This window comes from Microbispora amethystogenes (genome assembly GCF_016863015.1).
Classification (GTDB): domain Bacteria; phylum Actinomycetota; class Actinomycetes; order Streptosporangiales; family Streptosporangiaceae; genus Microbispora; species Microbispora amethystogenes.
Genome location: NZ_BOOB01000011.1, coordinates 33712 through 49465, shown reverse-complemented (window position 1 = coordinate 49465; position 15754 = coordinate 33712). Strand labels below are relative to the sequence as shown.

Genomic DNA, 15754 nt, shown 5'->3' with positions numbered 1-15754 from the left:
CTCCACCAGCCACGACGCGGGGTCAGCTGGAGGCGCGGATCACGGCGAGCACACGGGACAGGTCGCGTGACGACAGCAGGAGCTTGTACATGATCGCGGCCTCGAACAGCAGCAGCAGGGCCGCCGCGCCGATCGTCACCGGCACGATCGCGCCGGTCAGCGGCCCGACGATGAACACCGCCATCTGGAACTCGATGCCGCTCATCAGATGCGTACGGATCCGGTGCGCGCGCAGCCACTCCCGCAGCCGCGGATACCAGGAGAAGCGGCTGCGGAACTCCTCCTGCAGGTCGACGGCCGCGGCCAGGCGCACCCTGATCTCGTCCGGGTCGTCGTCGGGGTCCTCACGCAGCAGCACTCGCGGAAGGGGCGCGGGGTCGCCGGACGACTCGCAGTAGGCCCTCCGCACCCTGCGCCGCATCTCCCGGCGGACCTTCGCGATCTGCAGCGCGTCGACGTAGCGGAGCATGTCGAGGAACACCACCGTGATGCCCAGCAGCGGGTAGACGTCGTCGCCGGTCACGCGGTACTGCCCCCACACCAGCGCGATCGTGCAGGCCAGCACCCTGATCCGGTCGAAGACGTAGTCGAGCCAGCCGCCGAGGACGGTGCCCGTCCCCTTCAGCCGGGCGATCTTCCCGTCCATGCAGTCGAGGACGAAGCTCAGGTGATAGAGCACGGCCCCCGCGACCAGCCACGACCACTCCGCCCGCAGGAAGCACCAGGCCGACCCCAGGCCGAGCGCGAAGGCGCCCCAGGTGATCTGGTTGGGGGTGACGGACGTGCGGTTGGCCGTTCCGACGACCAGCCGGCCGGCCAGGGGATCGACCAGGAACACGGTCCACCAGGCGTCACGCGCCTTGTACGTCTGTGAGCGTACGTCGTGAAATGTGAACTTCATCTTTTAGGGGGGCTTTCTGGTTGTTCGGCGAGTCGCGTGTTCGGTGAATCACCGGGGAAATGTCAGAAATCGTCGTCCAGATCTTCCGTTTCGTCCGCTTCGTCGTCCTGGTCGAGCGCGTGCGAGTCGTCACCCAGATGCGGGTCGTCGGCGTCGAGCAGGGCGATCATCAGCAGGAGAAGAGTCTTGGGCATGCCCGCGCCTTCGGGTCGGCGTTCCTTCGGCGTTTCTTCGGTGTTTCTTTCCGGTGTTTCTTTTCCTGCGCCTCATCAAAGCACCCGCCGGCCGCCTCTCGCGGCTTTTTCCCGGGGTGCCCGGGCATGCGAAATCGCCAAACAACGATAAATGTGGATTTAAGCGGGCGCGCATATCAGGCGCGCATCGGACCGGCGCCGGGACTTGTCAGGCCGGTCCGCCGACGCCCCGGGCGAGGGGAGCGCGCCAGCCGTACCGCATGGCGAGGATGCGGAGCGCGAAGGCGAGCACGGCAGAGGACAGGGTGGCGGCGAACCCCCGGATGTCCATCGCGTACAGGACGGCCATCGCCGTCGAGCCGAGCATCGCCGGCACCGCGTAGAGCTGGCGGTCGTAGAGAAGGGTCGGCATCTCGCCGGACAGGACGTCGCGGAGGACGCCGCCGCCGACGGCCGTGCAGACGCCGAGCAGCACGGCGTGCAGCGGCGAGAGACCGTAGGCCAGCGCCTTGGCGGTGCCGACCGCGCAGAACAGGCCGAGACCGGCCGCGTCGAAGACGAGCACACCCGGCATCGCCCGCTCGACCTGCGGATGCCAGAAGAAGGCGATGGCGGTGGCCGCGATCGGGACGAGGAGATACCAGGTGTCCCGGAAGGCGGCGGGCTGCACGCCGATGAACAGGTCGCGCGTGATCCCGCCGCCGACGGCGGTGAAGAACGCGAGCACCGCCATGCCGACCACGTCGAGCCGTTTGCGTACGCCCTGCAACGCGCCGGAAAGGGCGAAGACGAAGATTCCGGCGAGGTCGAGCGCGGGAGTCACAGCTGTGGAGTCTTCCACACGGCTCCCCCACGGCTCCGACGCGGTCGGCCGGCCTACCTGGGGCGCGTCACCCCTCCAGGCCTCCGGAGGTCGGGGAGGGGGACGCGGAGGGAGCGGGGGCACCGGCCGGCAGGGCGCTGCCGCGCTTCCACTGGGTCCAGCTCAGCTGCCAGTAGCTCCAGCCGTTGCGCCAGTCGAGCTTGCGCTTGGTGCCGGTGACCTGGACGACGTCGCCGCGCTGGCTGATGCCGTAGAACCACTTGGCCCCGGCGGGGGTGGCTCGCACGCAGCCGTGGCTCTGGTTCGACTTGCCGAGGAACTGGTAGTCGCCCGCGCTCTGGTGGACGTACTCGCCGCTGTCGGAGATCCGGACCGCCCAGGGGATCTCCAGCTTGTAGTAGAGCGGGTCCTTCGGGTCGGTGACGCCGAGCCAGGACGAGGTCATCGTCTCGACCCGCTTCTTGCCCATGGCGAGGTGGACGCCGCTGGTCGTCAGGTAGACGTCCACGCCGTTCTTGACCAGGCCGCCGCGCCCCGCGCTGATCGGGATGGTCTTGGCGAGCTTGCCGTCGCGGCGGACCTTCATCACGTGCTTCTTCGTGTCGACGACCGCGATGTTGGCGGTGCCGACCGCGAAGCGGCGCGAGACGTCCTTGGCGGCCTCGTTGCCGGGGATCTGGCTCAGCAGGGCCTTGAAGAGCACCTTCTGGTGCGGCTTCCAGTACGTCTTGGTCCGATAGATGACCTTGCGGTCGGAGACCCAGCGCCACGCGCCCTCGACCGGCTTCTCGGCCTGGACCTGCAGGACCGACTCCGCGGCCACCCGGTCGCGTACGGCCCGGTCGAACGTGACGATGATCGGGAAACCGACGCCGACCCGCTCGGTCTTCTCGCCCATCGGGGTGATGTCGGCGATGGCCAGCTTCGGCTTGCCCGCCTTGCGCGCCGTCCTGGACGCCGCGTGCGGCGCGAGCCCGGTGGCCTGCGCTGCCGGGGTTCGGGCGGCCGGAGTCTGTGCCGCTTCGGTCTGCGCTGATCTGGTCTGTGCTGCTTCGGTCTGTGGGGCTGTGCCCTCCGCCGAGCAGGCCGCGGAGACGGCGATGGCGGCGACGGTCAGTGTGACGTGGGCCGCCCGCCGGAGGATGTTCACGGTCTACTCCTCATAGGGGGTTTCACTGCGAATTGCACTCCCTTGGAACGTATGAAAAGCCGGTTTTGTGCGTCCGAGAGGGTAACGATCAAGTAACTGTCGGGGGCGGGCGCTACGGTCGGCGCATGCGTTGTCAAAGGGGTGGCCGTGGCTGAGCGCGCGTACGGCAGGCAGGCTCCGCCCACGGAGAGCACGGTCGAGTCCGAGGACTGGGACAGCCGGGACCTGTCGGGGGAGAGTCACCGCAGGGTGGAGTTCACCGACGTCGACATGACCGAGGCGTCGAGCCGGGGCGCGGAGTTCTTCGAGTGCGTCTTCCGCGACGTGCGGTTCAACGTGTCCGCGCACACCGACTCGGCCTTCGTGAGCTGCACGTTCGTCCGGTGCTCGTTCTTCGACGCCACCTTCACGGGGTGCAAGCTCGTCGGCAGCGTCTTCGAGCGCTGCACCCACGACCTGATGAAGGTGGAGGGCGGCGACTGGTCGCTGACCGCCCTGCCGGGCGCCGACCTGCGCCGCGCGTCCCTGACCGGCGTGCGGATGCGTGAGGCCGACCTGACCGGAGCCCGGTGCGCGGGGGCGACGATCCGCGGGGTGGACCTGTCCGGCGCGTGGCTGCACCGGGCCGACTTCTCCCGGTGCGACCTGCGCGGCAGCGACCTGTCCGCGCTCGACCCGCGTACGGCCGAGATCGCGGGCGCCGTCGTCGACCCGCATCAGGCGATCGTCATCGCCGAGTCGCTCGGCCTGGAGGTGCGCTGACGAGACGTCCGAAACCGTGGTGATAACCGTACGCACCGGGGGGTAGCGAGCAGGGGGAGAGCGACCGCGGCGGGGATGAAACACGGCGGGGATGAAACGCGGCGGGGATGAAGCACGGCGGGTGAAACGGGAGGAGACCGGGGTGCGGGACAGGGATCGCTGGGTGCTGACCGACGGCGAGTGGACGGCGAGCGCGAGCGAACGAGACCGCACGGTCGCAGACCCCGCGACCGGCGAGCCTCTGGGCGACTTCCCCGCCGGCTGCGCCGAAGACGTGGAGCGCGCCGTCGACTCGGCCCGCCGGGCCCAGGCGGGCTGGGCCCGTACGGCGCCCGCCGAGCGGGCGGCGTGCCTGCACCGGATCGCCGGCCGGATCGAGGCCCGCGCGGACGAGCTCGCCGAACTGGTGACCAGGGAGATGGGCAAGCCGATCGGCGACAGCCGAGGCGGCGTGGCGGCCGGCGCCGGCACGCTCAGGCAGTACGCCGAGCTGGGGCCCCTGCACCGGGGGCGCAGCCTGCAGGGCGGCTGGGACGCCACCGACCTCATGGTCTACGAACCGCGCGGCGTCGTCGCGGTGGTCACTCCGTGGAACGACCCGGTGGCCATCGCCTGCGGGCTCGTCGGGGCGGCCCTCGTGACCGGCAACGCGGTCGTCCACAAGCCGTCCGAGCGCACGCCGCACACGGGGGCGCTGCTCGCCGGGTTGATGGCGGAGGAGCTGCCGCCGGGCGTGCTGACCATGGTGCCGGGCGACCGGCACGCGGGGGAGGCGCTGGCCGCGCATCCGGGGATCGACCTCGTCGCGCACGTCGGCTCGACCGCCGCGGGCCGCGCCATCGCCGCCGTCGCCGCGCGCACCGGCGCGAAGACCCTGCTGGAGAACGGCGGCAAGGACCCGCTGATCGTGGACGCCGGAGTGGACGTGAAGTGGGCGGCGGGGCAGGCCGCGACCGGCTGCTTCGCCAACGCCGGGCAGATCTGCACCTCGGCCGAGCGCGTCTACGTCCACCGGGACGTCGCCGAGGAGTTCCTCGCGGCGCTCGTGCAGCGGGCCGAGGAGCTGCGCATGGGCCCGGGCCTGAGCGAGGAGACCACCCTCGGGCCGCTGGTCGACCGGGCGCAGCGCGACGTCGTGGACCGGCACGTGCGCGGCGCGATCGAGGCGGGCGCGCGGCTGCTGACCGGCGGATACGTCCCCGAGGGGCCGGGAGCCTTCTATCCGCCGACCGTCCTGGCCGACTGCACCGAGAACATGGAGATCATGTGGGAGGAGACGTTCGGCCCGGTCGCGGCGGTGCGGGTGGCCGGGTCGTTCGACGAGGCGCTGGAACTGGCCCGCGAGTCGCGGTACGGCCTCGCCGCCACGGTCCTCACGCCGTCGATGGCCAACGCCCAGCGGGCCTGGCGGGAGATTCCGGTGGGCACCGTGAAGATCAACGCCGTCTTCGGCGGCGCGCCGGGCGGCGCCGCGCAGCCGCTGCGCGGCAGCGGGCACGGCTTCGGCTACGGCCCCGAGCTTCTCGACGAGATGACCCACACCAAGGTCGTCCACCTGAGCCCGCTGCCCTGAGCCCACTGCGGCTCCCCACTTGACTTCGGGCGCACGTCACCCGCCACTGTTGACCCCATGAACTTGAGCAGTCGCAGGGAGGCCGCGCGATGAGCCTTTTCCTGCACGGCACCGTCGCCGAGATCGAGCAGGTCGCCGAGCGCATGCGCCGCGTTCGCATCGCCGGGCCCGATCTGCGCGGCCTCGCCTGGAAGCCGGGCAACCACATCCGCGTACGGGTGGGCGACCCGCGCTCGCCGCGCTCGTGGCTGCGCGGGCTGCTGCGCACCTACTCGATCTGGCAGTACTCGCCCGACGGACATCTCGACCTGTGCGTCCTCGACCACCCCACGCCCGGACCGGGAGCGCTGTGGTCGAGGGAGGCGCGTGTCGCGGATCCGGTCGCCTTCATCGCCCCCCAGGGCAGGTTCGTCGTGCGCGCGGACGCGCCGTACCACCTCTTCGCCGGGGACGAGACCGCGGCCGGCGCGTTCGGGGCGATGCTGCGCGCCCTGCCTCCGGACGCGACCGTGTACGGCGCGATCTCGGCGGAGAGCCCAGGCGACCGTCTTCCCCTGGCGCGAGCCGACCGCCTCAGCTGGTCCTACCGGCCGGCCGATCTCGTCGGCGCGGTCCGCTCCCTGGACCTCCCCGCCACGCCGGGCGTCGCCTACCTGGCCGGACAGGTCCGTGACTGCCAGGCGGTGCGCGACCACCTCGTCCGCGAACGCGGCTGGTCGCGCGCGGACATCGTGATGAAGCCCTTCTGGGCTCCCGGACGGCGCGGCATGGACTGACGGGCACGGACTGGCGGGCATGGTCTGGCGGGCTCGCCAGGCTTGACCCGACATTGGGCGTCGGCGGCGTGATCGGCGGAGACGTGCTGCCTACCGTCTTCCTCGTAGGATCCGTGACCTCGGGGGAGAATCATGATCATTTTCTCGGCCACCGCCGCTCTCGCCGCGACGCTGATCGCCGGACCGGCCGCGTCCGCCGACCCCAGACCACCCGCGGCCCTCTCCGGCGACATCGCCGGCGCCACCGCCGACAACCCGGGCGCAGAGGCGCCGACGCCGCGGCTCGACAGGGGGCTCGACAAGGGGCCCGACACTGGGCTCGACACGGTGGTGAGCGACCCCGGCTACGGCCCCTCCGGCCCGGACGACAGCACCGAGGACAGCCCTGGTTTCACCACCACCGGCTACAGCCCGGCGTACGCGCCGGTCGCGAAGCCGGCCGTCATGCCGGCAGTCGCGCCCGCCTCTCTCACCGGACAGGCCGCCCAGGCCGCCCCTCAGGCCGCCCAGCCGAAGCAGGCTGTCTACCACCTGAAGGGCAAGGACGGCGTGCGGCACGACGTGGTGGTCGTCCCGATCTCGGACGACCCCTCCAAGCCGATCACGCTGCCCGACTTCGGCTTCCAGAAGTTCAAGGTGACGGACAAGCCGCGCACCCACCGGCCACGGGCCCGCAAGCACCACCATCGCGGCAAGGCGCACCCGCACCGCTGACCCAGCACCGCTGACGCGCGCTCCGTCGCGAGAGGCGCGCCTTCTTACGAGCCCTCGCCCGCCGTCTCCTGCCTGGCCGCGACGGTGGCCTCGATGCTCCGGTCGAGGAAGCGCCCGATGACCCGGCGCTCCTCCGGGGTGAACTCGTCGAGCGCCGCCGACATCCGCCGCCCGAGCGGTGCGAAGAACCGGCCCGCGAGGGCCGCCGCCTGCTCGTGCATGGCGAGTTCCACCTTGCGCCGGTCGCCGGTGCTCCGGTGCCGCGTGAGATGCCCGGCCTGCTCAAGCCGGTTGATCAGGGCGCTGGTGGCGGGCGCGCTCAGGTTGAGCGCCGCGCCCAGCGCCCCGGGGGTCAGCGGCCGCCCCTCGCGCGAGGCGTCCATGATCACGGTGAGCGCGTTGAGATCCGTGCGGTGCAGCCCGTGGCCGACGGCGAAGTGTTCGGCGAACCGGTCCACCTCGACGTTGAGACGCCGCATCAGGTTCATCAGCTCGAAGGGATCGATGGTCTCCTCGGCCACACGCACCACACCTCCCGCGTTGCCAACCACCCCCGGCTCCACCTAATCTTTCCATGGCAGAAATATTCCACCGCAGAAATATTTCACCATGGAAAGAGATGGCGGATGAGGCCAGCAGATACTAGTGGATGGGCGGCGCTCTCGGGTCCCCGGGGCAAGTGGCTCGCGGTCGTCCTGGCGATCATCGTCTCCGGTCTGGCCCTGGCGCTCGGGGGCGCGTCCAAGGTGAACACCGATCCGGCGGCCGCGCTGCCCAGGGGCGCGGAGTCGGCCACGGTGGCGCGGCTGCAACAGCGGCTCCCGAGCGGCCAGCTCGCGCCGGCCCTGGTCGTCTACAGCCGTGACGGCGGGCTGTCTCCGGAGGACCGGGCGTCGATCGACGCGGACGCGCGGCGGTTCACCTCCGTGGCGGCAGGCGGGCGGGTGCCGCCGCCCGTCTACTCCGAGAAAGGCGACGTGGCGCTGCTGAGCGTGCCGCTGCGCGGCGCGCTGCCGCTCGCCGATCTCACCGGCACCGTACGGCAGATCCGCGCGGAGGCCGCGGACGGCCTTCCCGCGGGGGCGCGGGCGCAGGTCACCGGCCCGGCCGGGTTCAAGGTCGATCTCGCGGCGGTGTTCGACGGCGCGAACTTCACCCTGCTGGCGGTCACCGCGTCGGTCGTCGCGCTCCTGCTGCTGATCACCTATCGCAGCCCGTGGCTGTGGCTGGTCCCCCTCGGCGTCATCGGCGTCGCCGACCAGGTCGCGGCCAAGATCGTCGCCGTGCTCACCCGCACGGCCGGGCTGACCGTGGACGACTCGACCCTCGGCATCACCTCCGTGCTCGTGTTCGGCGCGGGCACCAACTACGCGTTGCTGCTCATCGCCCGCTACCGGGAGCAGCTTCGCGTGCACGACGACCGGCACCGGGCCATGGCGCGGGCCGTCCGCTCGGCGGCCCCGGCCATCCTGGCCAGCTCGGCGACGGTCACGCTCGCCCTGGTGACGCTGGTCCTCGCGGACTCGCCGGCGGTGCGCGGCATCGGCCTGGCCGGCGCGATCGGCATCGTGACCGCCGTCGGCTACGCCCTGCTGGTCCTGCCCGCCACGCTCGTGCTGTTCGGCCGGGGGCTGTTCTGGCCGTTCGCCCCGAAGACGGGCCAGCCCGACCCGGCCCGCGGCGGCGTGTGGGCCCGCGTGGGCGGCGCGGTGTCGCGGCGGCCCGCGCTGATGACCGCGGTGAGCGTGGCGGTGCTGGCCGTGCTGGCCCTGGGCACCGTGGGGCTGAAGGTCGGCCTGTCGCAGACGGAGCAGTTCCGGGAGAAGGTGGAGGCGATCGCGGGGCAGGAGACGCTCGGCCGCGCCTTCCCGGCCGGGAGCGCGCAGCCGCTCGTCCTGATCTCCCGCGCCTCCGCGGCCGAGCAGGTCGCGGCCGCCGCCTCGCGGGTGCCCGGGGTCGTGCGCGTCACGCCGGGCGACCGGACCGCCGAGTACGCCCGGGCCGACGTGGTGCTGGGGGCGGAACCGGGGACGGAGGCGGCGTTCTCGGCGGTGCGCTCGCTGCGCGCGGCCGTGCACGCCGTGCCCGAGGCGCAGGCCGTCGTCGGCGGGCAGGCGGCCGCCGACCTGGACGAACGCGACGCGGCCACGCGCGACCAGAAGCTGATCATGCCGCTCGTGCTGGGAGTGGTGCTGCTCGTCCTGCTCGCCCTGCTCCGCTCGGTGGTCGCGGCGGTGACGCTGGTGCTGACCGTGATCGCGAGCTTCGGGGCGAGCTTCGGCGCGGGCTGGTTCGCCTTCCGGCACCTGCTCGGCTTCCCCGCGCTCGACCTCGACGTCCCGCTGCTGAGCTTCCTGTTCCTCGTGGCGCTGGGGATCGACTACAACATCTTCCTCGCCACCCGGGCCAGGGAGGAGGCGGCGGAACAGGGCACCCGCGAGGGCGTGGTCACCGCCCTCGCGGTGACCGGCGGGGTCATCACGAGCGCCGGGGTCCTGCTCGCCGCGGTGTTCTCCGTGCTCGGCGTGCTGCCGCTGATCACGCTCACCCAGATCGGGGTGATCGTCGGGTTCGGCGTGCTGCTCGACACGATCCTCGTGCGCAGCGTGCTCGTCCCCGCGCTGGTCACGCTGCTGGGCGACCGTTTCTGGTGGCCCGGCGACCCCGCGGCCGCAGCGACGTCCGCGCGCACGTCCGTACGGGAAGCGGAGGCGGCCCGCCCCTGATCGGCCCGTACGGGCGGTCAGGCCGGGACGGGCACGGGGGCCGGGGCCCCGCCGGGCTCGGTCCGCATGCTCGGCTGTGTGCTCGGCTGTGTGCTCGCCTGTGTGCTCGCCCGTGTGCTCGCCTGCCCGGCCGGGCGCCGCACGAACACGCCCACGAGGGTGGCGGCCGCGGCGCTGGTGAGGCCGATGACCCAGCCCACCGGTCCGAGCGGGCGGCACCCGAAGACGGTGCTGACCCCTGGGACCGTGACGATGAACCCCAGGACGGCGAGCGACGACAGGGCGGCCAGCGCGATCACGCGGTCTCGCCCGCCCTCCACCAGCGTCTGCATGAGCTGGGCCGACACGAGCGCGACGAGACCGATCGTGTTGGCCCGCGTGCGGGTGCCGCTGAGGCGGCCGGCGAGCCACGCGGCCGTCGCGGCGCCCGCCGTGACCACGGCCCGCAGGTGGATGTCGCGGGTCAGCGACGCGCCCAGCGAGGCCTCGGGGCCCTCCGCGAGCAGCCTCTCGGGGTCGGTCGAGGCCGGCGGCCGTACGGCGACCACCATGGCCGGCACCATGTCAGTGAGGAGGTTGACCAGCAGGAGCTGCCGGGCGTTGAGCGCGCTGCCGCCGCCGAGCAGGCTGGACCCCACGGTGAAGGCGATCTCGCCGATGTTGCCGCCGAGGAGGATGCTCAGCGAGTCGCGCACCGAGCTCCACATCGCCCGGCCCTCGACGATGGCGTCCACGATCGTCTCGATGCGGTCGTCGGTCACGACGAGGTCGGCGGCGGCCCGGGCGGCGGGGGTGGCGCGTGAGCCCAGGGCGATGCCGACGTCGGCCGTGCGGATGGCGGGCGCGTCGTTCGCGCCGTCGCCGGTGACGGCCACGACCTCTCCGGCCCGGCGCAGGCAGGTGACGATCCTCGCCTTGTGGGCGGGGGTGGCCCGGGCGAAGACCGACACCTCGGGCAGCACCTTGGTCAGCGTCTCGTCGTCGAGCTCGTCCAGCGCGGGGCCGGTCATCACCCGCCCGCCGTTCAGCGCGTTCAGCTCGACCGCGATCGCCTCGGCGGTGCTGGGGTGGTCGCCGGTGACCATGACGACCCGGACCCCGGCCCGCATGAGGCGGCCGAGGCTCTGCGCGGCCGTGGGCCTGACCGGGTCGGCCAGGCCCAGGAAGCCGAGGAAGCACAGCTCCTCGATGCGCGACTCGTCCAGGTCGCTCCGGTCGGACGCGGCCCGCTGCGCGACGGCGAGCACCCGGTATCCCTGCCGGGCCAGCCGGTCGACCTCCTGCTCCAGCTCCAGCCGTACGGACTCGTCGCAGGGCACCTCGCCGGTCTCGCGGTGGACCGTGACGCAGTGGGTGAGCACGACCTCGGGGGCGCCCTTCACGCTGAGCAGGTGGCCGTGCTCGGTGCGGCCGAGCACGGCGTGGTATCCCCGGCCGGGTTCGAACGGCATCTCGTCGACACGTTCCCAGCTCGCGAACCCCTCCTCGGGGGTGATCTCCAGCCGGTGGGCGCCCTCCAGCACGGCGCGGTCGGTCGGGTGGGCGATCACCCGTCCGGCGCCGGACCGGGGGCTCGCCCGTACGGCGGCGGCGAGGACGCGCCGCAGCGCGGCGTCCGTGTCCGCCGTCTCGACCGGGCGGCCCGCGCGTCCGTCGGAGAGGTGACGCAGGCTGATCCGGCCCTCGGTCAGCGTGCCCGTCTTGTCGAAGCACAGCACGCCGACCCGGCCGAGGGCCTCGATCGTGGACGGGTTGCGCACCAGTGCCGCCCGCCTGGACAGCCGCCGGGCGGCGGCGAGCTCCGCCGCGGTCGCCACGAACGGCAGCCCCTCGGGCACGGCGGCGACCGTCAGGCTGACGGCGGGGGTGAGCGCCTGGGCGAGGGACCGCCCGCGCAGGAGGTCGGTCACGAGCAGCGCCACCCCCGAGGCGATCGAGAGCGGGAGGATCCGCCGACTTAGCTCCCGCAGGCGCAGCTCGACACCGGTGGGCGGAGCGGGTTCCCCGGCGAGCCGGGCGCTGCGCCCCGCCTCCGTCAGGTCGCCGGTCGCGACGATCACCGCCCGGCCGCTGCCGGCCGCGACGGTCGTCCCCTGGTAGACCATCGAGACGCGGTCGGCGACGGCCGCCGCCATGGTCGGCGCGGCCGTCTTGGAGACCAGCTGGGACTCCCCGGTGAGGCTGGACTCGTCGAGCTCCAGCCCGACCGCCTTGATGACGCGGGCGTCGGCGGGCACGGCGTCGCCCGCGCGCAGTTCGACGACGTCACCGGGGGCGAGGTCGTCCTTGGTGGCCTCGACCACCCCTTCGGGGCGGCGGAGCCGTACGAGGACCTCGGTCGTCTCGGTCAGCTGGTGCAGCGCCTGGTCGGCCTTGAACCGCTGCACCCCGCCGAGGAACGCGTTGACGACCATGACGCCGCCGATCAGCACGGCGTCCAGCATCGAGCCGACCATGGCGGAGATTCCCGCGCCGGTCGCGAGGGCGGGCGTGAGCGGGTTGGCGAGCTCCTCCACGGTGGCCCGGGCCAGCGAGTGCGGCGCTTCCTCCTCCTCGGGCACGGCCTGCGCGCGGCGCCTGCCCGCCTCCTGCCCGGCGATGCCGTACGGCGAGGAGTCGAGCCGGGAGAGCACCTCCCGGGCCGACATGGCGTGCCACGGGGTGGTGTCGGCGCGGGGCGGGACGGGGATGCGCCCGGCGCCGCGCCCGGCCCACTCGCCGAGCGCGATGGCGGCCCCGGAGACCGCGGCGCTCGCGATCTGCGCCCGCCGCAGGGCCGTGCCGGCCGGGCCCGCGACGGCCAGCAGGGTGCCGACGACCGCGCCCGCGGCCCCGAGCCGCACGGCGTTCGTGCTGGTGACGCGCGCGCGGGGCAGGCAGCGCAGGAACAGGTGGACGCCGTGCAGCTCTCCGGCGACGTCGGCGTCCCACGGCACGCCCCCCTTCGGGTCGACGACCCCGACGCCGATGTCGGCCTGCGCCAGCGCGTGCCGGGCGCACGCGGACACGACGACCACGCAGTGGCCCTCCGCCTGCAGCTCGTAGACGCGCCCGGCGAGCTCGGCGCCGCCGGGCAGCAGGCGGGGGATCGCGAGGCGTCGCGCGAGGCCCTCGTCGCCGCCCGCGAGAAAAACGGTGCCCGAATCCCTGCCCGCTCCCTTGGCCGCCCCCTTGGCCGCGCTGACGACGGGCACGGCCAGGGCGTCGATCTCCGGGGCGAGACCGGCGACGGCGACCCGGGCGCCGTCCTTCGTCACCTCCACGGCTCGCAGGCCCCGGCTCCGCCAGTCGTCGCCGCCGGGAACGAGCCGCGCCGGGTCCGCCAGCGGCCGGGCCGACCACCCGTCCCCGTTCCGGACGCGCCCGGGATCGGCGAAGTCGATGAGGGAGTAGAGCCGGGAGTAGAGCTCGTCGAGGTCGAGGCCCTCCACCAGCGGCTCGACCCGGTCGATCGTCCACGAGCCGGTCGTGAGGGCGGCGGCGTCGAGGATCACGGTGTTGACGCGGTCCATCTTGCGCAGGGAGTCGGCGTCGAAGACGACGGTCTCGTGTCTGCCGAGCGCGCGGAGGACGGCGCCGGAGAACGCCTCCCGGCCGAGGTCGGCGGCCCGCGGGGTGGCCGAGACGAGCACGGAGACCGCCCGCTCGCCGCGGGTGAGGAACTGGGCCGCCGCGTAGCCCGCGGCGCTGATCGGGCCGACCACGTCGGCGTACCGCTCGATCGGGCCGTGTGGGAGAGGGCAGGGCCGGGGCCGCGAACCGGCCCTGACGTGGTGGTAGGCGCCCGGCCGCTCGGCCAGGCGTTCCTCCAGGTCCTCCCAGGCGTACCGGCCCGCCCTGGTCTCCACGTAGCGGCCGAACGAGGCCGCCGCCTGCACCAGCAGTCCCGCCGGGCGGAGGGTGAGCGTCTGGGTGACCAGGTTGGCCGTGGTGAAGAGGACCTCGGCGGGCCGCCGGCCGAGGCGCCGGTCGAGCTCCTCGCGGAGCGCGGGCGTCGCGTTGACGAGCTGCACCAGCGAGGGCACGGCGGCGGGGAGCCGGGGCACGCGCACCGCCTTCGCGAGGAAGACCCACCCGATCCCGGCCAGGCCCGCGCCCAGCCGTACGGTCGCCCTCAGATGCTCGTGGGCCAGGTGGACGGGGGTCTCGCGGGCGTGCTCCTCCTGCGAGTCGAGCTCGGTGGCGATCCTCAGGAGCTCGTCCTGGTCGGTCAGCTCGGGGTCGCAGGCGACGAAGACGCAGGAGAGGCGGCCGTTGACCTCCGCCCGTTCCACGCCGGCGACCTCGCCCAGCCGCGTCTCCAGCCGTGTGACGGCCTCCTCGGAGCCGGGCCGGCCGATGCCGTGCAGGCCGATGCGCAGCCCTCCCGGGCAGAGGCGCATCTCACGGGTGCACGGCAGCAGGTCGCGGAGCGGTTCGGGCAGCACGCTCCGCAGCAGGGCCACCGACGTCGTGAGCCCCTGAGTGAGGATCATCACCCCTCCTCGCGAGAGTCGGGGGGAACTCACGAATTACGGTAAAACGGCCGGACGACCGTCCTCCGATACTTTTCCTCCATCGGCGGCGGCGGAAACGCGCCGGATGCTCAGGCCATCGTGAAGGCGGGCCAGTCGAGCATGAGCAGCAGCTTGCGCAGCGCGGGCCGCACGTTGTCGAGCTGGATGGGGTGGCCGACCGGTGAGTCGGACAGCACGGCCAGGGCGCGCAGGCCGTAGAGGTCGATGAACTTCAGTTCGGCCACGTCCACGGCCTGTGCGCCGGCCTTCGTCCAGGCCTTGTTCAGGGCGCCGGCGATGGCGTCGCCGTTGGTGAGATCGATCTGGCCGATCAGGCGGACCGACCCGTCCGCGGAGGTGCGGATGCTGAGTTGCGGGTCCGTGTAGAGCAGATTCTTGCTGCGAATGGTGCGAGTGGATTTAAACGACCCATTGACGGTCATGATGCGGTGCCGCCTTCCTGTAGAGGGGCAGCCACCTCCGAGCATCACCGTCCTCACCGACCGGTGTCAACCGAGCCGACAGCCGTACGGGGAGCAGGGCGGCCGCCACTCCGTCGCCGGACGTGACGCCGCCTGCACTGATACCCGTACGGCCCCGCGGGGGGACAGTGACCTAACTCACGTTTATTCGGGGAAGATGATCTTAGGGCTTCCGGGCCAGGCCACCGACGAACGTGTGATAGGTGATTCCGCGGTCCACCGGCTCGCCGGGGTCCGGCCGCCACTCCGCGAGCGGGACCACGCCGGGCTCCAGGAGTTCCATGTCGCCGAAGTACGCGAGGATCTCGTCCCGGTTGCGCCACCGGCCGGTGCCGAGGTTCTCGTTGAACAGCTTCTCGGCGGTGGTCGCCTGCGCCGAGACCTCGGGCATGGACGGGCCCGGGTTGTGGAAGTGGGACAGCGCCATGTAGCTGCCGGACGGCAGGACCTCCCGGAAGCGGGCGGCGATCGCGTGCGGGTCTTCCTGGTCGTTGACGTGGTGCAGGATCGCGAACAGCAGCAGGGCCACCGGCTGCGTGAAGTCGATGAGGTCGTTCACCTCGGGGTGGTTGAGGATCGACTCCGGGTCGCGGATGTCGGCCTCGATGACCCTGGTGCTCCCGTTCGTGGCGAGCAGCGCCCGGCCGTGGACGAGCACGATGGGGTCGTTGTCGACGTAGACGACCCGCGAGTCGGGAGCGGCCGCCTGGGCGACCTGGTGCACGTTGCCCTGGGTCGGCAGGCCGGAGCCGATGTCGAGGAACTGCCGGATGCCCGCCTCGGCCGCCAGGTAGCGGACGACGCGCCGGAGGAAGGCCCGGTTCGACCGGCCGGCCGCGGGGGCGTCCGGCGCGATCTTCAGGGTCGCCTCGCCGATCTCGCGGTCGATGGCGAAGTTGTCCTTGCCGCCGAGGAAGAAGTCGTAGACACGGGCGATGCTCGGCTTGCTCGTGTCGATTCGGGCCGCTCTCGCGGCGGCCTCGCGCTGGGCGTCGTCGTCCACGATCCGTCCTGTCCCCTCGCCGTACCGGTTCAGATCGCGATCATGCTAGAGCCGGACGCGGGACGAGGGAGGGGATTTGCGACAAGTGGTATGGATAGGACGGTCAATGAATACAAGGCTGTTACATTCAGCCTTTCTGACCTGTCTTATGTAG

At 72.6% G+C, this 15754-nt stretch carries 13 protein-coding genes; 5 read left to right on the top strand and 8 right to left on the bottom strand.

The window, feature by feature from the left end:
* Positions 1-22 precede the first annotated feature (22 nt).
* From Mam01_RS08235 to Mam01_RS08225, 4 genes are all read right to left on the bottom strand, one after another.
* Entirely contained in the window at positions 23-901 is an 879-nt protein-coding gene (locus Mam01_RS08235) for a CDP-alcohol phosphatidyltransferase family protein (RefSeq protein ID WP_204284791.1), read from the bottom strand.
* A gap of 62 nt (positions 902-963) precedes the next feature.
* The gene (locus tag Mam01_RS37240; protein WP_275408919.1) at positions 964-1095 is read right to left on the bottom strand and encodes a hypothetical protein; all 132 of its coding nucleotides are present in this window, start codon (positions 1093-1095) and stop codon (positions 964-966) included.
* A 208-nt stretch (positions 1096-1303) separates the two neighbouring features.
* On the bottom strand, positions 1304-1936 hold the full coding sequence (locus tag Mam01_RS08230; RefSeq protein ID WP_225311446.1) for a trimeric intracellular cation channel family protein: 633 nt from the start codon (positions 1934-1936) through the stop codon (positions 1304-1306).
* A 49-nt stretch (positions 1937-1985) separates the two neighbouring features.
* Positions 1986-3068: a L,D-transpeptidase gene (locus tag Mam01_RS08225; protein WP_204284790.1), complete on the bottom strand. Its 1083-nt coding sequence runs from the start codon at positions 3066-3068 to the stop codon at positions 1986-1988.
* A 147-nt stretch (positions 3069-3215) separates the two neighbouring features.
* Between Mam01_RS08225 and Mam01_RS08220 the strand changes: the two genes are divergently transcribed.
* The 4 genes from Mam01_RS08220 to Mam01_RS08205 all read left to right on the top strand — a co-directional run bounded on the left by Mam01_RS08220 (position 3216) and on the right by Mam01_RS08205 (position 6893).
* Complete coding sequence (locus Mam01_RS08220) at positions 3216-3830, top strand: pentapeptide repeat-containing protein (RefSeq protein ID WP_150933828.1); 615 nt, start codon at positions 3216-3218, stop codon at positions 3828-3830.
* Between the two features lie 142 nt (positions 3831-3972).
* Entirely contained in the window at positions 3973-5403 is a 1431-nt protein-coding gene (locus Mam01_RS08215) for an aldehyde dehydrogenase family protein (RefSeq protein WP_239101133.1), read from the top strand.
* Positions 5404-5492: 89 nt separating this feature from the next.
* Positions 5493-6179, top strand: coding sequence for a siderophore-interacting protein (locus Mam01_RS08210; protein ID WP_204284788.1), 687 nt, complete (start codon positions 5493-5495; stop codon positions 6177-6179).
* A gap of 132 nt (positions 6180-6311) precedes the next feature.
* On the top strand, positions 6312-6893 hold the full coding sequence (locus Mam01_RS08205; RefSeq protein ID WP_204284787.1) for a hypothetical protein: 582 nt from the start codon (positions 6312-6314) through the stop codon (positions 6891-6893).
* A gap of 44 nt (positions 6894-6937) precedes the next feature.
* On the opposite strand, the gene Mam01_RS08200 is transcribed toward Mam01_RS08205, so the two are convergent.
* Positions 6938-7414, bottom strand: a complete 477-nt coding sequence (locus Mam01_RS08200) for a MarR family winged helix-turn-helix transcriptional regulator (protein ID WP_204284786.1) — start codon at positions 7412-7414, stop codon at positions 6938-6940.
* 105 nt (positions 7415-7519) lie between these two features.
* Between Mam01_RS08200 and Mam01_RS08195 the strand changes: the two genes are divergently transcribed.
* Entirely contained in the window at positions 7520-9619 is a 2100-nt protein-coding gene (locus Mam01_RS08195) for an MMPL family transporter (protein ID WP_204284785.1), read from the top strand.
* 17 nt (positions 9620-9636) lie between these two features.
* Here the strand turns inward: Mam01_RS08195 and Mam01_RS08190 are convergent, their stop codons facing one another.
* The 3 genes from Mam01_RS08190 to Mam01_RS08180 form a co-directional block, all read right to left on the bottom strand.
* Positions 9637-14094 (bottom strand): cation-translocating P-type ATPase, encoded by a 4458-nt coding sequence (locus tag Mam01_RS08190; RefSeq protein ID WP_204284784.1) that lies wholly within the window; start codon positions 14092-14094, stop codon positions 9637-9639.
* A gap of 110 nt (positions 14095-14204) precedes the next feature.
* Positions 14205-14558 carry an STAS domain-containing protein gene (locus Mam01_RS08185; protein ID WP_204284783.1) on the bottom strand — a complete coding sequence of 118 codons (354 nt, stop codon included), beginning with the start codon at positions 14556-14558 and terminating at the stop codon, positions 14205-14207.
* Between the two features lie 202 nt (positions 14559-14760).
* Positions 14761-15600, bottom strand: coding sequence for an SAM-dependent methyltransferase (locus Mam01_RS08180; protein ID WP_204284782.1), 840 nt, complete (start codon positions 15598-15600; stop codon positions 14761-14763).
* Positions 15601-15754 lie beyond the last annotated feature (154 nt).

Bases quoted from the DNA above. Each gene is read 5' to 3' on its own strand.
- Mam01_RS08205 (WP_204284787.1), top strand. From the start codon at position 6,312: ATGATCATTTTCTCGGCCACCGCCGCTCTCGCCGCGACGCTGATCGCC.
- Mam01_RS08210 (WP_204284788.1), top strand. From the start codon at position 5,493: ATGAGCCTTTTCCTGCACGGCACCGTCGCCGAGATCGAGCAGGTCGCC.
- Mam01_RS08195 (WP_204284785.1), top strand. From the start codon at position 7,520: ATGAGGCCAGCAGATACTAGTGGATGGGCGGCGCTCTCGGGTCCCCGG.
- Mam01_RS08190 (WP_204284784.1), bottom strand. From the start codon at position 14,094: ATGATCCTCACTCAGGGGCTCACGACGTCGGTGGCCCTGCTGCGGAGC.
- Mam01_RS08185 (WP_204284783.1), bottom strand. From the start codon at position 14,558: ATGACCGTCAATGGGTCGTTTAAATCCACTCGCACCATTCGCAGCAAG.
- Mam01_RS08235 (WP_204284791.1), bottom strand. From the start codon at position 901: ATGAAGTTCACATTTCACGACGTACGCTCACAGACGTACAAGGCGCGT.
- Mam01_RS37240 (WP_275408919.1), bottom strand. From the start codon at position 1,095: ATGCCCAAGACTCTTCTCCTGCTGATGATCGCCCTGCTCGACGCCGAC.